This is a genomic window from Streptococcus mitis subsp. hohhotensis (assembly GCF_000722775.1).
GTDB classification, from domain to species: domain Bacteria; phylum Bacillota; class Bacilli; order Lactobacillales; family Streptococcaceae; genus Streptococcus; species Streptococcus carlssonii.
In genome coordinates, this window is sequence record NZ_JPFZ01000009.1 from 272,298 (window position 1) to 291,444 (window position 19,147).

A 19,147-nucleotide genomic window follows, 5' to 3' on the forward strand; every position below is an offset into this window, starting at 1 on the left:
ATGACCATTCATATTATCATTACCATGGTACTGTTGCTGGCTTTCTTGATAGGGAGCACTTGGTATGCCAAAAAGAAATACCAGATTAATTTAGCTGTCTTGGGCTTGGGGGCTGTTGCCTTCTTTGTCTCTTCGCAGATTTTAGAAAAACTGGTGCATATCTTGGTTTTGCATCCTCAAAAAGACGGTAGTATTGCCCTCTTGCAAGAACATCCGCTTGTCTATATCATCTATGGCCTAGCCATGGCAGCATTTTTTGAGGAAACTGCTCGTCTTGTTTTCTTCAAATGGTTGGAGAAAAAGAGAAGTTTGGAAAAGGCAGATGCCTTGGCATATGGACTGGGGCATGGTGGCTTGGAATTAATTTTCCTAGGCCTTACTAGTTTACTCAATCTCTACTTCGTGCTTTCGGCGGTTCAAACTCAGGATCCACAGGTCATGCAATTGCTGTCTGAAAATATGTTGAAAACTATCCAGTCTCTATCAGACTGGCAGATTTATTTGCTTGGTTTTGAGAGAATCTTGGCGCTAGGTTTCCAATTACTATTGACTGTTTGGGTTTACCAAGCTGTTCGTCAGAAGAAATGGATTTATCTCCTAGCAGCCTATGGCCTACATGCCCTCTTTGACTTAGCACCATCTCTAGTCCAAGTTGGCTGGTTGACCAATCCAGTCTTGGTTGAAGTTGTCCTAGCACTTGAACTTGTTCTGGTTGCCTATGGAACCAAGGCTATCTTTTGCAAAAAATCATAAAAAGAGGGGAAACCTCTTTTTTGTTTAAAATAAGCCCAAGATTTTTTTTAGGGTCGTCAAATGGTCTTAAAAATGGTATAATGGAATGAATTTTGTAAAAGGAAGAGTGACATGTCTGTAAGAGAAAAAATGCTTGAAATCTTAGAAGGAATTGATATCCGTTTTAAGGAACCCTTGCATAGCTATAGTTATACAAAAGTAGGTGGAGAGGCCGATTATTTGGTCTTTCCACGAAATCGTTTTGAGTTGGCGCGCGTTGTTAAATTTGCCAATCAAGAAAATATTCCTTGGATGGTTCTTGGGAATGCCAGCAACATCATCGTTCGTGATGGTGGGATTCGTGGATTTGTTATCTTGTGTGACAAGCTTAATAACGTTTCCGTTGATGGCTATACCATTGAAGCTGAAGCAGGGGCTAACTTGATTGAAACAACTCGCATTGCCCTCCGTCATAGTTTGACCGGCTTTGAGTTTGCTTGTGGCATTCCTGGAAGTGTTGGTGGTGCTGTCTTTATGAATGCAGGTGCCTATGGTGGTGAGATTGCCCACATCTTGCAGTCTTGTAAGGTCTTGACCAAGGATGGAGAAATCGAAACCCTGTCTGCTAAAGACTTGGCTTTTGGTTACCGTCATTCAGCCATTCAGGAGTCTGGTGCAGTTGTCTTGTCAGCTAAATTTGCCCTAGCCCCAGGAACCCATCAGGTTATCAAGCAGGAAATGGACCGTTTGACGCACCTACGCGAACTCAAGCAACCTTTGGAATATCCATCTTGTGGTTCGGTCTTTAAGCGTCCAGTAGGGCATTTTGCAGGTCAATTAATTTCAGAAGCTGGCTTGAAAGGCTATCGTATTGGTGGCGTAGAAGTGTCAGAAAAGCACGCAGGATTTATGATCAATGTTGCAGATGGAACGGCTAAAGACTACGAAGACTTGATTGAGTCTGTTATCGAAAAAGTCAAGGAACACTCAGGTATCACGCTTGAAAGAGAAGTCCGTATCTTAGGTGAAAGCAAGTAGGAAGCTTTAGCTAAAAAGCTGCTGCTATGTCATGGAAAGGGGGTGAAAGCCTATCGTTAGTGCAGAAGAATGTAGGCAGTTCAATCTCCTACACGAGGTAGTGGCGGCCTGACAGAGCCCTGATCTGTTAATCTATGAAAAAGAAGGAATAAATGACAATTGAAAAAACCAATTATTGAATTCAAAAACGTCTCAAAAGTTTTTGAAGACAGCAACACCAAGGTTCTCAAAGATATCAACTTTGAGTTGGAAGAAGGGAAATTTTATACCCTTTTAGGCGCATCTGGTTCAGGGAAATCAACCATCCTAAACATCATTGCAGGTTTACTGGATGCGACGACAGGAGATATCATGCTAGACGGTGTCCGCATCAATGATATCCCAACCAACAAGCGAGACGTCCATACGGTCTTCCAATCCTATGCCTTGTTTCCACATATGAATGTGTTTGAAAATGTTGCCTTTCCGCTCCGCTTGCGCAAGATTGACAAGAAAGAAATCGAGAAACGCGTAGCGGAAGTTCTCAAGATGGTTCAGTTGGAAGGGTATGAAAAACGTTCCATCCGCAAACTTTCTGGAGGACAACGTCAGCGTGTGGCAATTGCCCGTGCCATCATCAATCAACCCCGTGTGGTTTTGTTGGACGAGCCTCTGTCAGCGCTGGACTTGAAATTAAGAACAGACATGCAGTACGAATTGCGGGAACTGCAACAACGATTGGGCATTACCTTTGTCTTTGTTACTCACGATCAGGAAGAAGCTCTTGCCATGAGTGACTGGATTTTCGTCATGAATGATGGCGAGATTGTCCAGTCTGGAACACCTGTGGACATCTACGATGAGCCGATTAACCATTTTGTTGCGACCTTTATCGGTGAGTCAAATATCTTGCCAGGAACCATGATTGAGGACTACTTGGTTGAGTTTAACGGCAAACGCTTTGAAGCGGTTGATGGGGGGATGAAGCCAAATGAACCTGTTGAGGTCGTGATTCGTCCAGAGGACTTGCGCATTACCCTTCCTGAAGAAGGCAAGCTCCAAGTTAAGGTCGATACCCAGCTCTTCCGTGGAGTTCACTATGAAATTATCGCCTATGACGAACTTGGGAATGAATGGATGATCCACTCAACCCGTAAGGCCATTGTTGGTGAGGAAATCGGTCTGGACTTTGAACCGGAAGACATCCATATCATGCGTCTCAATGAAACAGAGGAAGAGTTCGATGCTCGTATCGAAGAATACGTGGAAATCGAAGAGCAAGAAGCAGGTCTGATCAATGCAATCGAGGAGGAAAGAGATGAAGAAAACAAGATCTAAACTCTTTGTAGTGCCCTACATGCTCTGGATTGCCCTCTTTGTCCTGGCACCCTTGGTCTTGATTTTCGGTCAATCCTTTTTCAACATCGAAGGCCAGTTCAGTTTAGAAAATTATAAGTCCTACTTTGCGTCACAAAACTTGACCTACCTAAAAATGAGTTTCAACTCTGTACTCTATGCAGGAATTGTGACCTTTGTGACTTTGCTTATCAGCTATCCAACAGCCCTCTTTTTGACCCGTCTCAAGCACCGTCAACTCTGGCTCATGCTGATTATCCTGCCAACCTGGATCAATTTGCTCCTCAAGGCCTATGCCTTTATCGGGATTTTTGGTCAAAATGGCTCTATTAACCAATTCTTGGAATTTATCGGAATCGGTTCACAACAGTTGCTCTTTACCGATTTCTCCTTTATCTTTGTCGCAAGCTACATCGAGCTTCCCTTTATGATTTTGCCGATTTTCAATGTCTTGGATGATATGGATAATAACCTCATCAATGCCAGCTACGACCTCGGTGCGACCAAGTGGGAGACCTTCCGCCATGTCATCTTCCCTCTATCTATGAATGGGGTGCGAAGTGGGGTTCAGTCGGTCTTTATCCCCAGCTTGAGTCTCTTCATGCTGACCCGTTTGATTGGTGGGAACCGCGTTATCACCTTGGGGACAGCCATTGAGCAGAACTTCCTGACCAATGACAACTACGGTATGGGTTCAACCATCGGTGTAATTCTCATCCTGACCATGTTTATCACCATGTGGGTGACCAAGGAAAGGAGAGAACGATGAAAAAATTTGCTAATCTATATCTGGGACTGGTCTTTCTTGTCCTCTACCTGCCAATATTTTACTTGATTGGCTATGCCTTTAATGCAGGCAACGACATGAATAGCTTTACAGGCTTTAGTTTGAGTCATTTTAAAACCATGTTTGGCGATGGTCGCCTTATGTTAATTGTGACCCAGACCTTTTTCTTGGCCTTTCTGTCAGCATTGATAGCGACGATTATCGGGACTTTTGGAGCTATTTACATCTACCAGTCTCGTAAGAAATACCAAGAAGCCTTTCTTTCACTCAATAATATCCTCATGGTTGCGCCTGATGTTATGATTGGTGCCAGCTTCTTGATTCTCTTTACCCAACTCAAGTTTTCACTTGGCTTTTTGACTGTTCTTTCTAGTCACGTGGCCTTCTCCATTCCTATCGTGGTCTTGATGGTCTTGCCTCGTCTCAAGGAAATGAACGGTGACATGATTCATGCGGCCTATGACTTGGGAGCCAGTCAATTTCAGATGTTCAAGGAAATTATGCTTCCTTACCTGACTCCGTCTATCATTGCTGGTTATTTCATGGCCTTCACCTATTCGCTAGATGACTTTGCTGTGACCTTCTTTGTAACGGGAAATGGCTTTTCAACCCTGTCCGTCGAGATTTACTCTCGTGCTCGCAAGGGGATTTCGCTAGAAATCAATGCCCTGTCTGCCCTCGTCTTTCTCTTTAGTATTATCCTAGTGGTTGGATATTACTTTATCTCACGTGAGAAGGAGGAGCAAGCATGAAAAAACTCTATTCATTTTTAGCAGGAATCGTAGCCATTATTCTAGTCTTATGGGGAATTGCGACGCATCTAGACAGTAAAATCAATAGCCGAGATAGTCAAAAACTGGTTATCTACAACTGGGGTGACTATATCGATCCAGAACTCTTGGAGCAATTCACAGAAGAAACAGGAATCCAAGTCCAGTACGAGACCTTTGACTCCAACGAAGCCATGTATACCAAGATTAAGCAGGGTGGAACGACCTACGATATTGCCATTCCTAGTGAATACATGATTAACAAGATGAAGGACGAAGACCTCTTGGTACCGCTTGACTATTCAAAACTTGAAGGTCTTGAAAATATCGGACCAGAGTTCCTCAACCAGTCCTTTGACCCAGGCAATAAATTCTCCATCCCTTACTTCTGGGGAACATTGGGAATTGTCTACAATGAAACTATGGTAGATGAAGCGCCTGAGCATTGGGATGACCTCTGGAAGCCAGAGTATAAGAACTCTATCATGCTCTTTGATGGGGCGCGTGAGGTGCTGGGACTGGGGCTCAACTCCCTAGGCTACAGCCTCAACTCCAAGGATACCCAGCAGTTAGAAGAGACAGTAGACAAGCTCTATAAACTGACTCCAAATATCAAGGCCATCGTTGCCGACGAGATGAAGGGCTACATGATTCAGAATAACGCTGCAATCGGTGTGACCTTCTCTGGGGAAGCCAGCCAAATGCTAGAAAAAAATGAAAATCTACGCTATGTGGTTCCGACTGAGGCCAGCAACCTTTGGTTTGACAATATGGTTATTCCCAAAACAGTCAAAAACCAAGATGCAGCCTATGCCTTTATCAACTTTATGTTGAAACCCGAAAATGCCCTCAAAAATGCGGAGTATGTTGGCTATTCAACACCAAACCTACCAGCTAAGGAATTGCTCCCAGAGGAGAAAAAAGAAGACAAGGCCTTTTATCCAGATGCTGAAACCATGAAACACCTAGAAGTTTATGAGAAATTTGACCATAAATGGACAGGAAAATATAGCGACCTCTTCCTACAGTTTAAAATGTATCGGAAGTAGGAGTTAGCAATCACGAAACGAATCAGTTAAGCTGGTTCGTTTTCTTAATAGAAGGCAATTTTTGTAACTGTATGTTTTTCTATGGTAGTTGCTTATTTGCTTGCCCAGTAGTATACTAAGTTTAACCTTACAGAGAGCGGTAACAAATAATGAAAGTGTCTACTTTTTTCAAAAAAAGTTTCTGGCCAACCTTTTTGACTGTTCAGCAAACATATATACTATTTTATCTAAAGGATGGTTTGGATTGACAATACCTAACAACTGAGTCTATATATTTGGTGATAGGAAACTTTATATTTGCAAATATTTGCGTAGCTATATTTAGCAATTCGAAACTTTGGGATAAAAGTTGGGATAAAAAGAAAAATGGCAGTAAGAAAAAATATATCCTGAAAAAGTAATCTGAGATGTAGGGAATGGGTCTGATTCAACGGAGATGATTTCCAGTTGACGCAGACTTAAAAAAACGTTATAATAAGAAAGTTGAGAATTGATTTTCAGTTGTCTTAGTCCAGAGAAATGGCGGTGCTGCGAGCCATCTAAGCTAGGAACTCATGCTACTCAATCATACAATTGCATAATAATAAGAGAATGACAAGTTCATTGAATGAAGGTGGTACCGCGGTTTTTCGCCCTTCGTGATATGAGCTTGTCTTTTGATTTTTGGAGGTGTTGATGAAAACATTTCTTGTCAAACAAAAGTTTCGTCTTGGAGGCGAACGCTTCGCTATCAAGGATGACAGAGGAGAGATCGCCTATCAGGTGGAGGGATCATTTTTTAAGATTCCCAAAACTTTTACTATCTATGATGCTAATGGTGAACAGATCAGTCAGATTAGTAAAGAAATCTTGACCTTGCTTCCTCGTTTTGAGATTCAGCTTCGGGATGGCTCGAGTTTTGTCATTCGCAAGAAGTTGACCTTCTGGCGAGATAAGTATGAGTTTGATAATCTGGGTCTTCGTATCGAGGGCAATATCTGGGATTTGGATTTCAAATTGCTTGATGATCGCGATCAGCTGATTGCAGAAATTAAGAAGGAACTCTTCCATCTGACCTCTACCTATACCGTAACGGTTCTAGAGGACGCTTATGCAGACCTAGTCATTTCCCTCTGTGTCGCGATTGACTATGTGGAAATGCTGGAAAGCCAATCACATTAAACAAGTAAATAAGGAGACAATATGAAACAACTATCTAGTGCACAAGTACGCCAAATGTGGCTTGACTTCTGGGCGACCAAAGGTCACTCAGTAGAACCATCAGTAAGTTTGGTTCCTGTAAACGACCCAACTCTTTTGTGGATCAACTCTGGGGTAGCAACCCTTAAGAAATACTTTGATGGGACCATCATTCCTGAAAATCCACGTATTACCAATGCCCAAAAGGCTATCCGTACCAACGATATCGAAAACGTAGGGAAGACTGCACGTCACCATACCATGTTTGAAATGTTGGGGAACTTCTCTATCGGGGATTACTTCCGTGACGAAGCGATCACTTGGGCTTATGAGCTCTTGACAAGCCCAGAATGGTTTGACTTCCCAGCTGAGAAACTTTACATGACCTACTATCCAGATGATAAAGATTCATACAACCGCTGGATTGAAGTGGGAGTGGATCCAAGTCACTTGATTCCAATCGAGGATAACTTCTGGGAAATCGGTGCTGGACCTTCTGGACCAGATACAGAAATCTTCTTTGACCGTGGTGAAGCCTTTGACCCGGAAAATATCGGTCTTCGCCTGCTTGCAGAAGATATCGAAAACGACCGTTATATCGAAATCTGGAACATCGTTTTGTCACAATTTAACGCAGATCCTGCTGTTCCTCGTAGCGAATACAAGGAATTGCCACACAAGAACATTGATACGGGCGCTGGTTTGGAGCGTTTGGTGGCGGTTATCCAAGGGGCTAAGACAAACTTTGAAACAGACCTATTCATGCCTATCATTCGTGAAGTGGAGAAATTGTCTGGTAAGGTTTATGACCAAGATGGCGATAACATGAGCTTTAAGGTTATCGCTGACCACATCCGTTCTCTTTCGTTTGCCATCGGTGATGGTGCCCTTCCAGGAAATGAAGGTCGTGGTTATGTCCTTCGTCGTCTCCTTCGTCGTGCGTCTATGCATGGTCAAAAATTGGGTATCAACGAGCCTTTCCTTTACAAACTCGTTCCAACTGTTGGAAAAATCATGGAAAGCTACTACCCAGAAGTGCTTGAAAAACGTGACTTTATTGAGAAAATCGTGAAGAGCGAGGAAGAATCATTTGCCCGTACCCTTCACTCAGGTCAACACTTTGCCCAAGGCATCGTAGCTGACTTGAAAGAAAAAGGTCAATCTGTCATTGCTGGTTCAGATGTCTTCAAGCTTTATGACACTTATGGATTCCCAGTTGAATTGACTGAAGAAATCGCTGAAGAAGCTGATATGACTGTGGACCGTGAAGGTTTTGAAGCAGCCATGAAAGAACAGCAAGAACGCGCGCGTGCATCAGCTGTTAAAGGTGGTTCAATGGGTATGCAAAATGAAACCCTTCAAAACATCACAGTAGAAAGTGTCTTCAACTACAATGCTAGCCAATTGTCTTCTAAATTGGTGGCTATCGTGGCTGACAATGCAGAAGTAGAAGCTGTGTCAGAAGGAATTGCCTCTCTTATCTTTGCGGAAACGCCATTCTACGCTGAAATGGGTGGACAGGTAGCTGACCACGGTCAAATCTTGGATGCTGCAGGAAACCTTGTGGCTACTGTGACCAATGTTCAAAAAGCACCAAACGGACAAGCCCTTCACACTGTTGAAGTCCATGCACCACTTGCTTTGAACCAAGAATATACCTTGGCAATTGATACAAATCGTCGTCACCGTGTCATGAAAAACCACACTGCGACTCACTTGCTTCACGCTGCTCTTCACAACATCCTTGGAAACCACGCAACACAAGCAGGATCTCTTAACGAAGTTGAATTCCTTAGATTTGACTTTACCCACTTCCAAGCTGTAACTGCTGAAGAATTGCGTGCCATTGAGCAGCAAGTCAACGAAAAAATCTGGGAAGCTCTTGAGGTTAAGACAGTTGAAACTGATATTGACACTGCCAAAGAAATGGGAGCTATGGCTCTCTTTGGTGAGAAATACGGCAAGGAAGTCCGTGTTGTTACTATCGGTGACTACTCTATCGAGCTTTGTGGTGGTACCCACGTTGGCAACACTTCTGAAATTGGTCTCTTCAAGATTGTCAAAGAAGAAGGGATCGGTTCAGGAACTCGCCGTATCTTGGCAGTGACTGGTAAGGAAGCCTTTGAAGCCTACCGTGAACAAGAAGATGCTCTTAAAGCAGTCGCAGCAACCTTGAAAGCACCTCAACTTAAAGAAGTACCTCACAAGGTAGAAGGACTTCAAGAACAACTTCGTCAATTGCAAAAAGAAAATGCTGAGTTGAAAGAAAAAGCCGCAGCTGCAGCTGCAGGCGACATCTTCAAGGATGTGAAGGAAGTCAACGGTCACCGTTACATTGCTAGTCAAGTGTCTGTATCAGATGCCGGTGCCCTTCGTACCTTTGCAGATAATTGGAAACAAAAAGACTACTCTGATCTTCTTGTTCTAGTTGCCGCTATCGGTGACAAAGTCAATGTCCTTGTAGCAAGCAAGACAAAAGACCTTCATGCAGGAAACCTTGTCAAAGAATTAGCACCAATCGTCGATGGACGTGGTGGTGGTAAACCAGACATGGCCATGGCAGGAGGAAGCAACCAAGCTAAAATCCAAGAATTGTTGGATGCAGTAGCAGGTAAATTGTAATCAAGTAATACTCTTCGAAAATCTCTTCAAACAACGTCAGCTTCGCCTTGGATTTTATATGAGACTGACTTCGTCAGTCTTATCTACAACCTCAAAGCAGTGCTTTGAGCAACCTGCGGCTAGCTTCCTAGTTTGCTCTTTGATTTTCATTGAGTATAAAGATCTATCCATTTGGGTAGGTCTTTTTTTGACTACAAAAAAGCCAAATCCGATTGGATCTGGCTTGAATATTATGAACTATTAAATAGTATTGGCTGCCCAGACACTTACCGAAGCAGCTGAGACTGGGAATTGTCCATAACCTTCCTCATCAATTATAACTTGACCTTGGTGGTTTTCAAGTAAATCTACAAAGGTTTGGTTAGCCCATTCTTGGCCGACAAACATTGACTTGCTGTTTTCTTGGTCATTTGAGATAAGGACTGCGATTGGGGATTGATTTTCAGCACCTGAACGTACCCAACCGATACAGTTAGGGTCATCAAAGTAGTCATTTTGTTCTCCATAGGCCAAATTTTTTCGGATGGCTAGGAGGCGGTCAAGGACTTCTTTGAAATCTTGTTGAGCATATTGCCCTGAAATTCCATAGTAGTCGCCGTAAAAGACACATGGAAGGCCATTTTGGCGTAACAGAATGAGGGCATAGGCTGCTGGTTTGAACCATTCTTCAACAGTAGACTCAAGAGCCTGACCACGTTGGGTATCGTGGTTGTCGACAAAGGTTACAGCCTTGTAAGGTTTGAGTTCAACCAAGCTATCTGTAAAAATACCACGAAGGTCATAGTTGGAACCTGCTCGGCTAGCATCAAAGAGATTCTGGTGGAGACGAACATCGACAAGGTCAAAGCGTTCTTCCGTTTTTTCAAGATAGTCCAGATTGGCTTCCTTGTCTGGATTCCAAAATTCACCAAAAACATAGAAATCCTCACCGTATTTTTCCTTCATATCGCGGATAAAATTGCTCATGAAGAAAGAGTCAATGTGCTTAACGGCATCCAAACGGAAACCAGCAATACTAGTCGTCTCCATGAACCAGTCAGCCCAGTCATAGATATTTTGGATGACTTCAGGATGCTTAAAGTCTAGGTCGGCATACATGAGGTAGTCGTAGTTACCGTTTTCGTTATCGACCAATTCCTCGTTGGCCCAGCCCTTATTGTCCCCTTGGATCAGATAAATCCCAGACTTACGGCGTTTGGCATCGTAGTCTGTACCGGTGAAGTGGTACCAGTGCCAGTGGAAGTCATTGTAGGTATCTTGGCGACCATCGAAGGTAAAACTAGTCCAGCCATTGATGGTGAAGGGTTCTCCAAGTTCAACTGTACGGTCTACAGGATCCACTTCAATAACCTGAAAAGCTTCCATGTGATCGGCCGCAGCCTTGTGATTGAGTACCACATCGGCCATAGGCTGGATTCCCTGTGCTTTTAGGGTTTGAATAGCTTGAAGATAGTCTTCTTTAAAACCATACTTGGTGCGGACAGTACCTTTTTGGTTAAACTCACCAAGGTCAAATAGGTCATAGACCCCATAACCTACATCTTTTTCATTGGTAGCCTTGAAAGCTGGTGGCATCCAGACGTGGCTGATACCGAGATCAGCTAGGTGTGGAGCATCTTCAGCCAGACGCGTCCAGTGCTGACCATCGTGGGGCAGATACCATTCAAAGTATTGCATGAGTGTTTGATTTTGCATGATGTTTCCTCTTACTTGTCAATCTTGTTCTTTATTCTATCATAAAGTATTGGTTAGCGCCAACGTTTGCATAAAATAGAAGGAAACTATTTTAACTACTTAAAATAAAGTATTGATTTTTTTGTATCAAAGTGCTAGTATAATAGTATGTAATATAGATAAAGATAGGAGTCATCCCATGATTGAATTTCAAAATGTTAGTAAGTTGTATGGTGATAAAGAGGCTTTGAGCAATCTCAATCTGCAGATTGAAAATGGGGAGATTATGGGCTTGATTGGCCATAATGGGGCTGGAAAATCGACCACCATAAAATCCTTAGTCAGTATCATTTCGCCTAGCAGTGGTCGTATTTTGGTAGACGGTCAGGATTTATCGGAAAATCGCTTGGCGATCAAACGAAAGATTGGCTACGTTGCAGACTCGCCTGACTTATTTTTACGTTTAACGGCCAATGAATTTTGGGAATTGATTGCTTCATCCTATGATCTGACTAGCTCTGACTTGGAGGCTAGTCTAGCTAGGCTATTGAACGTTTTTGATTTTGCTGAAAATCGCTATCAGGTTATTGAAACCCTTTCTCACGGAATGCGTCAGAAAGTCTTTGTCATCGGGGCACTCTTGTCCGATCCCGATATTTGGGTTTTGGACGAACCCTTGACTGGTTTGGATCCCCAGGCTGCCTTTGATTTGAAGCAAATGATGAAGGAACATGCACAAAAAGGCAAGACAGTTTTGTTTTCAACCCATGTCCTAGAGGTAGCTGAGCAAGTCTGTGATCGGATTGCTATTTTGAAAAAGGGGCATTTGATCTATTGTGGTAAGGTAGAGGACTTGAGAAAAGACCACCCAGACCAGTCTTTGGAAAGTATCTACCTTAGCCTTGCTGGTAGAAAAGAGGAGGTTTCAGATGCGTCTCAAGGTCATTAAAAAATTAGTTGATATCAATATCCTCTATTCATCTCAAGAAGCGAATCTGGCTAACCTACGAAAGAAGCAGGCTAAGAATCCTGGGAAAAAAGTAAATGTTTCCGCTAGAGTCCTAAGTTCTTACATTTTTTCTAGTCTCTTGATGCTATTAATGTTTATAAATATAGCCTTTCGTTTTCCTTTTGATGAAATGCCAAGTTTTTTTAGTAGCATGGTTGCTATTTTACTGGTGCTTGCCTTTTCAACTTCTTTCACTGCATTTTACAATGTCTTTTATGAGAGTAAGGACTTGGCATCGTATAGGCCCTATGCCTTTAAAGAATCAGAGATTATAATTGCTAAAGGACTGTCTGTTCTCTTGCCAGCTCTAGCTGGAATTGTACCAATCCTAGCTTATTTTCTAGTCCTCTATATTAGGCTAGCTCCTTCTCTTTGGCTGGGCTTGCCTTTGATGTTGCTGTCCTTGGCCTTATTATTTGTCTCTGTTACTTTAGTGATGGTAGTGGCAGTACATTTCTTGGCTCAGACTAGGGTCTTCAGAAAGTATCAGTCTATTTTTTCGAATGTGATGATTGGGATAGGGGTTCTCATACCTTTAATATTTGTCCTCTTTCTACAGTCGACTTTTGGAAGTATTGTTGACAAAGTTAGAGACATTCCATTTCTCCTTTATCCTCTTCATATCTTTTACAAAATAGCAGTGGAGCCTTTTTCGACAGAAGCCATACTGGGTCTGTTAGCTTGGATAGCTTTAACTGTTTTCTTGCTTTACCTGACCAAAAAGAAGGTTCTTCCTCATTTTTATGACGTGATTCTGCTTAACAGTGAGGAGAAGGTCAAGAAAGAACGTCGCAATAAGGAGAGAATTTCAACTACTAATAAAAAGGGCTTTTTCCGTATGGTTTTACGCTACCACCTCACCCTCTTGGGACAGGGAACTGGCGTGATTACAGTGCTTTTTACAAGTGCTTTTCTTCCTTATCTCATGATGATTGGTCTGATTTCCAAAATCCGAGATTCTCAGATAGTTCCAGACATTCATCCTCCATACTGGTTACCCTTGTTTTTTATAGCTCTCTTTATAGCAGTTGTCAATAACAATATCACCAGCCTGCATTCAATTGCCTTGTCCTTGGAGAGGGAAAATGTTGATTTTCTTAAGAGTTTACCCTTTGACTTTGCTCGTTATGTGAAAGTGAAATTTTGGATTATATTTGCTGTCCAGTCCTTTTTACCAGTTCTGACTTTACTTGGTCTTTCTCTATATCTAGGCTTACCCATCCTTTCGATGATTTATCTCCTTGTGGCATGGATCCTTGCCAGTGTCATCCTTTCTTGCCACCATTACCTTAAGGACGTGAAAAATTTGTCAACCAATTGGAGTAACATTACGGACCTGGTGAACCGTTCAAATCGTATAGTAGCAATTGTTTTGATTTTTATTTATAGTGCAATCTTAATGGCCCTTGTAATAGGGAGCTTATTCTTGGTTCGGTCTCTCTCTTCTATCCTTGCCATCAGCTTGGGAGTAGGTGCTCTTATCCTTCTGCTTGGTCTTGCTATTTTTGGCTATCATTACTACCTGTCACGCATATTGACAGAAATAGAAAAAAGATGAGATAGTTGGTCGCTTGCTTGATACATTTTATAAAAAGAAATGAAGCTGAGCAAAAAACCACTTCTAACTAGCAAAAAAACGAGCATTTCCGTAGTTGGATATACTCGTTTTTCTATGCCATTTTTCTTATCATAAGAACAAAACGACTAGAAATTTTTAACAATGTATAAATCCTATAGCATCAATTGCTTAAATTTGGTACTAGATTTTATCTATGATGTTTTGAAGATTAATGGAGCTTGAGATGTTTGCTATTTATGGATAGTGTACAAAGTAAATTGTTACTGGCGAACTCTCTTATACTTCCGGGTCTACCTTTATCTAGTTATTCTTATAAAAATCTGTTTTATACTCAATGCAAAACAAAGAGCAAACTAGGAAGCTATCCTCAGGTTGCTCAAAGCACCGCTTTGAGGTTGCAGATAAAGCTGACGTGGTTTGAAGAGTATTAGACTAAATCCCACTTTGAGAAGTTAGCCTGAAATAATTCCTATTTGTAAAACTCTGATAAGTCTTGGCTGATTTTGGAGAAATGTGGTATAATTTTTCTTATGGAAAAGATTATCATTACAGCAACTGCTGAAAGTATTGAACAAGTTGAACAACTACTCGAAGCTGGCGTAGACCGTATCTATGTCGGTGAGAAAGATTTTGGCCTTCGTCTGCCAACAACCTTTAGTCATGACCAATTGCGTGAAATCGCTAAGCTGGTTCATGATGCTGGTAAGGAATTGATTGTTGCAGTCAATGCCCTCATGCACCAAGATATGATGGACCATATCAAGCCTTTCCTGGACTTCTTGGAAGAAATCAAGACAGATTACATTACAATTGGGGATGCAGGTGTCTTTTATGTGGTCAATCGCGATGGTTATTCCTTTAAAACCATCTACGATGCATCAACCATGGTGACAAGCAGTCGTCAGATCAACTTCTGGGGACAAAAGGCTGGCGCATCTGAGGCTGTTTTGGCGCGTGAAATTCCATCAGCTGAACTCTTCAAAATGCCAGAGATTTTGGAAATTCCTGCTGAAGTTTTGGTTTACGGTGCTAGTGTCATCCATCATTCTAAACGTCCACTCTTGCAAAACTACTATAACTTTACGCACATCGATGATGAAAAGACGCGCAAGCGTGACCTCTTCTTGGCTGAGCCAAGTGACCCAGAGAGTCACTATTCCATTTTTGAAGACAATCATGGTACTCACATCTTTGCCAATAACGACCTTGATTTGATGACCAAATTGACAGAATTGGTGGAGCATGGTTTCACTCACTGGAAACTAGAAGGGCTCTACACTCCAGGTCAGAACTTTGTTGAGATTGCAAAACTCTTTATCCAAGCGCGCAGCTTGATTCAAGAGGGTAACTTTAGCCATGACCAAGCCTTCTTGCTAGATGAAGAAGTACGCAAGTTACACCCTAAAAACCGTTTCCTTGATACAGGATTCTATGATTACGATCCTGACATGGTTAAATAAAGTAAATGGATAGTTGAGAGAGGGAAGATGCAAACATTTCTTCTCTCAATTTTTCTTATTCTCCAATATTTTCAAAAAATAAGTAGGCTAGGATGCTCTATTTACTAGGATTTTTAAGAAAAGTGACCTTCTTGAGTTTGAAAATTATCATATGTTTGCAGGTGCCAAATGGCCCTTTTTTTGGTATAATTTTTTATAATGAAAACGATTGGTAATCGCTATGTTGTGGTGGATTTAGAGGCAACTAGCACAGGTAGTAAGGCTAAAATTATCCAAGTGGGAATTGTTGTGATTGAGGATGGAAAAATCGTCGATCACTATACGACGGATGTCAATCCACACGAACCCTTGGATGCTCATATTAAAGAATTGACAGGATTGACAGACCAACGTCTGGCGCAAGCACCTGATTTTTCGCAGGTTGCCAGAAAAATCTTTGACTTGGTGGAGGATGGGATTTTTGTAGCCCATAATGTTCAGTTTGATGCTAATCTTTTGGCGGAAAATTTATTTTTTGAAGGTTATGAGCTAAGAAATCCTCGTGTTGATACGGTTGAATTGGCACAAGTCTTTTTCCCTGAACTGGAAAAATATAGTTTACCGATTTTGTGTCAGGAATTAGGAATTCCTCTAAAACACGCCCACACAGCCCTTTCAGATGCCCAAGCTACTGCGGAATTACTCCTTTTTCTACGAGAAAAGATGGCTCAGCTTCCGAAAGGTCTTTTGGAACGCCTGTTGGAAATGGCTGACGCCCTCCTATATGAGTCCTACCTGGTTATTGAAGAAATTTATCGAAGTCAATCCATCCTGAGTTCTCCAGACTTGGTCCAAGTTCAAGGACTATATTTCAAGAAAACTACAGCTCCCCTGGAGTCACGAAAACTATCTCAAGATTTTTCTAAAAACATTTCTCTATTGAACCTTGAAGTGAGGGAGGAGCAAGAAAATTTTGCTAAAGAGGTTGGCTTGCTATTGAAAGATGAGCCTGTCTCACTAATTCAAGCGCCGACTGGGATTGGGAAAACTTATGGCTATCTCTTACCCGCTTTATCTCAAATGAAAGAGCGTCAAATTGTCCTTAGTGTTCCGACAAAGATTCTTCAAAATCAAATCATGGAAGAAGAAGGTAAACGTCTCAAGGAAGTGTTCCATATAGATATTTATAGTTTAAAGGGACCACACAATTATCTGAAGCTGGATGCCTTTTATCGTTCCTTGCAGGAAAATGATGAAAATCGCTTATTTAGACGTTTTAAAATGCAACTCTTGGTCTGGTTGACTGAGACAGAGACAGGAGATTTGGATGAAATTGGGCAACTCTACCGTTACCAACATTTTCTGACAGATCTTCGTCATGACGGGAATTTATCATCCAAGAGCTTATTTGTGACGGAAGATTTTTGGAAACATAGTCAAGAAAGGGCACAAACCTGCAAGCTTTTAGTGACCAATCATGCCTATCTTGTAACCAGACTTGAAGATAATCCTGAATTTGTCAGTGACCGTTTATTGATTATTGATGAAGTTCAAAAGATCTTGTTAGCTCTAGAAAATCTGCTTCAAGAGACCTACGATATCCAGTCTATTATCGATTTACTTGATAAGGCTTTACTGGAGGAGCAAAATAAGGTCCAACAACGAATACTAGAAAGCATTCGCTTTGAGTGCCTTTACTTGATCGAACAATTTCAGTCTGGAAAATCTAAGAAAAATATCTTAGATTCTCTTGCCAATCTCCACCAGTATTTTTCAGAATTAGAAGTAGAAGGCTTTGAGGAGTTAGTTCGCTATTTTACAGCTGACCGAGATTACTGGCTTGAAGCAACTGAAACGAGTCAAAAGAAAATTCAGATTTCTTCTACGAAATCAGGCCGTATTCTTCTATCTTCCTTAGTGCCTGATTCATGTCAAGTCTTGGGAGTGTCGGCCACTCTTGAGATTAGTCAAAGAGTTTCTTTGGCAGACCTGTTAGGCTATCCCGAAGCTAAATTTGTTAAGATTGAAGCTTGTAAAACACAGGATCAAGAAGTGGTCTTGGTCAAAGATTTTCCCCTGGTGACAGAAACCTCCTTAGAAGTCTATGCCCAAGAGGTAGCTGATTTGCTGATGGATGTTCAAGCTTTCCAACAACCGATTTTGGCTCTCTTTACTGCCAAAGACATGCTTCTAGCAGTATCGGATTTACTCCCTGTAAGTCATTTAGCCCAGTATAAAAATGGTGATGTTCATCAACTGAAGAAACGCTTTGAAAAAGGAGAACAACAAATCTTGCTTGGTGCAGCAAGTTTCTGGGAGGGAGTTGACTTTTCGAGTCATCCTTTTGTGATTCAAGTTGTACCGAGACTTCCTTTCCAAAATCCCCAAGAACCCTTGACGAAAAAGATCAATCAGGAACTAATTCAAGAAGGGAAAAATGCCTTTTATGATTATCAATTGCCCATGGCTATTATTCGTTTAAAACAGGCTTTGGGAAGAAGTATGAGACGTGAACACCAACGTTCCTTAACCCTCATTCTGGATAGGAGAATTGTCGGAAAACGATATGGCAAGCAAATAGTGACTTCTCTAGCAAAAGAAGCGACTGTTAAAACCGTCTCTCGATCCGAAGTTGATGAGGCTATTGATAAATTTTTAAATGAACTTTGATAAATAGTATTGTATGAAAGTATAAGGTTAGTATATATGAAACGTTCTCTCGACTCTAGAGTCGATTATAGTTTGCTATTGCCAGTATTTTTTCTACTGGTTATTGGCGTGGTGGCTATCTATATAGCTGTTAGTCATGATTATCCAAACAATATTCTGCCCATTTTAGGGCAGCAGGTCGCCTGGATTGCCTTGGGGCTTGTGATTGGTTTTGTGGTCATGCTCTTTAATACAGAATTTCTTTGGAAAGTGACCCCTTTTCTATATATGTTAGGTTTGGGACTCATGGTCTTGCCGATTGTCTTTTATAATCCAAGCCTAGTTGCATCAACGGGTGCCAAAAACTGGGTATCAATAAATGGAATTACCCTATTCCAACCGTCAGAATTTATGAAGATATCCTATATCCTCATGTTGGCCCGTGTCATTGTCCAGTTTACCAAAAAGCATAAGGAATGGAGACGCACGGTTCCGCTGGACTTTTTGTTAATTTTTTGGATGATTGTCTTTACCATTCCAGTCCTAGTTCTTTTGGCACTTCAAAGTGACTTGGGGACGGCTTTGGTTTTTGTAGCCATTTTCTCAGGAATCGTCTTACTATCAGGAGTTTCTTGGAAAATTATTATTCCAGTATTTGTGACTGCTGTAACAGGAGTTGCTGGTTTCTTAGCCATTTTTATCAGTAAGGGCGGTCGTGCTTTTCTCCATCAATTGGGGATGCCGACCTACCAAATCAATCGTATCTTGGCTTGGCTCAATCCATTTGACTTTGCCCAAACAACCACTTACCAGCAGGCTCAAGGACAAATCGCCATTGGGAGCGGTGGATTATTTGGTCAAGGTTTTAATGCTTCTAATCTGCTTATTCCAGTTCGAGAGTCGGATATGATTTTCACGGTCATTGCAGAAGATTTTGGCTTTATTGGCTCTGTCCTTGTTATTGCCCTTTATCTCATGCTGATTTACCGTATGTTGAAGATTACTCTTAAATCAAATAACCAGTTCTACACCTATATTTCTACAGGTTTGATTATGATGTTGCTCTTCCACATTTTTGAAAATATCGGCGCTGTGACGGGCTTGCTTCCTTTGACTGGGATTCCCTTGCCTTTTATTTCGCAAGGAGGATCGGCTATTATCAGTAACTTGATTGGTGTTGGCTTGCTTTTATCGATGAGTTACCAGACAAACCTAGCTGAAGAAAAGAGTGGAAAAGTCCGATTCAAGCGGAAAAAGGTTGTATTAAAACAAATCAAATAAGGAG

14 protein-coding genes and 1 pseudogene are annotated in these 19,147 nt (G+C 41.6%); 14 read left to right on the forward strand and 1 reads right to left on the reverse strand.

The window, feature by feature from the left end; translation table 11 throughout:
* The 9 genes and pseudogenes from SK608_RS04010 (at nt 1) to alaS (ending at nt 9,512) form a co-directional block, all read left to right on the forward strand.
* Nucleotides 1-753, forward strand: coding sequence for a YhfC family intramembrane metalloprotease (locus tag SK608_RS04010; protein ID WP_033676776.1), 753 nt, complete (start codon nt 1-3; stop codon nt 751-753).
* A 111-nt stretch (nt 754-864) separates the two neighbouring features.
* Nucleotides 865-1,770: a UDP-N-acetylmuramate dehydrogenase gene (gene murB, locus SK608_RS04015; protein ID WP_000116175.1), complete on the forward strand. Its 906-nt coding sequence runs from the start codon at nt 865-867 to the stop codon at nt 1,768-1,770.
* A gap of 159 nt (nt 1,771-1,929) precedes the next feature.
* Entirely contained in the window at nt 1,930-3,087 is a 1,158-nt protein-coding gene (locus tag SK608_RS04020) for an ABC transporter ATP-binding protein (protein ID WP_000742908.1), read from the forward strand.
* Complete coding sequence (locus tag SK608_RS04025; RefSeq protein ID WP_000753657.1) at nt 3,068-3,874, forward strand: ABC transporter permease; 807 nt, start codon at nt 3,068-3,070, stop codon at nt 3,872-3,874. The genes SK608_RS04020 and SK608_RS04025 overlap by 20 nt, the downstream gene beginning before the upstream one ends.
* Nucleotides 3,871-4,644 (forward strand): ABC transporter permease, encoded by a 774-nt coding sequence (locus tag SK608_RS04030; protein ID WP_000712740.1) that lies wholly within the window; start codon nt 3,871-3,873, stop codon nt 4,642-4,644. Before SK608_RS04025 ends, SK608_RS04030 begins: the two co-directional genes overlap by 4 nt.
* On the forward strand, nt 4,641-5,711 hold the full coding sequence (locus tag SK608_RS04035; protein WP_000737956.1) for an ABC transporter substrate-binding protein: 1,071 nt from the start codon (nt 4,641-4,643) through the stop codon (nt 5,709-5,711). Before SK608_RS04030 ends, SK608_RS04035 begins: the two co-directional genes overlap by 4 nt.
* Before the next feature lie 149 nt (nt 5,712-5,860).
* Nucleotides 5,861-6,112, forward strand: a pseudogene (locus SK608_RS04040) (hypothetical protein).
* A 274-nt stretch (nt 6,113-6,386) separates the two neighbouring features.
* Entirely contained in the window at nt 6,387-6,872 is a 486-nt protein-coding gene (locus tag SK608_RS04045; protein ID WP_033676782.1) for an LURP-one-related/scramblase family protein, read from the forward strand.
* A 21-nt stretch (nt 6,873-6,893) separates the two neighbouring features.
* Nucleotides 6,894-9,512: an alanine--tRNA ligase gene (gene alaS / locus SK608_RS04050; RefSeq protein WP_000811760.1), complete on the forward strand. Its 2,619-nt coding sequence runs from the start codon at nt 6,894-6,896 to the stop codon at nt 9,510-9,512.
* A gap of 240 nt (nt 9,513-9,752) precedes the next feature.
* Here alaS and SK608_RS04060 read toward each other — a convergent pair whose 3' ends face one another.
* On the reverse strand, nt 9,753-11,207 hold the full coding sequence (locus SK608_RS04060; RefSeq protein ID WP_001181040.1) for an alpha-amylase: 1,455 nt from the start codon (nt 11,205-11,207) through the stop codon (nt 9,753-9,755).
* Nucleotides 11,208-11,385: 178 nt separating this feature from the next.
* On the opposite strand from SK608_RS04060, the gene SK608_RS04065 reads away from it, so the two are divergent.
* The 5 genes from SK608_RS04065 (at nt 11,386) to SK608_RS04085 (ending at nt 19,143) form a co-directional block, all read left to right on the forward strand.
* Nucleotides 11,386-12,135, forward strand: a complete 750-nt coding sequence (locus SK608_RS04065) for an ABC transporter ATP-binding protein (protein WP_033676786.1) — start codon at nt 11,386-11,388, stop codon at nt 12,133-12,135.
* Nucleotides 12,116-13,753, forward strand: coding sequence for a hypothetical protein (locus SK608_RS04070; protein ID WP_033676788.1), 1,638 nt, complete (start codon nt 12,116-12,118; stop codon nt 13,751-13,753). Before SK608_RS04065 ends, SK608_RS04070 begins: the two co-directional genes overlap by 20 nt.
* Before the next feature lie 551 nt (nt 13,754-14,304).
* Nucleotides 14,305-15,234, forward strand: coding sequence for a peptidase U32 family protein (locus SK608_RS04075; RefSeq protein ID WP_033676790.1), 930 nt, complete (start codon nt 14,305-14,307; stop codon nt 15,232-15,234).
* 198 nt (nt 15,235-15,432) lie between these two features.
* Nucleotides 15,433-17,883, forward strand: coding sequence for a bifunctional DnaQ family exonuclease/ATP-dependent helicase (locus SK608_RS04080; RefSeq protein WP_033676792.1), 2,451 nt, complete (start codon nt 15,433-15,435; stop codon nt 17,881-17,883).
* Between the two features lie 36 nt (nt 17,884-17,919).
* A complete protein-coding gene (locus tag SK608_RS04085; RefSeq protein WP_033676794.1) occupies nt 17,920-19,143 on the forward strand; it encodes an FtsW/RodA/SpoVE family cell cycle protein in 1,224 nt (407 codons plus the stop codon).
* The last annotated feature ends 4 nt before the right edge of the window (nt 19,144-19,147 follow it).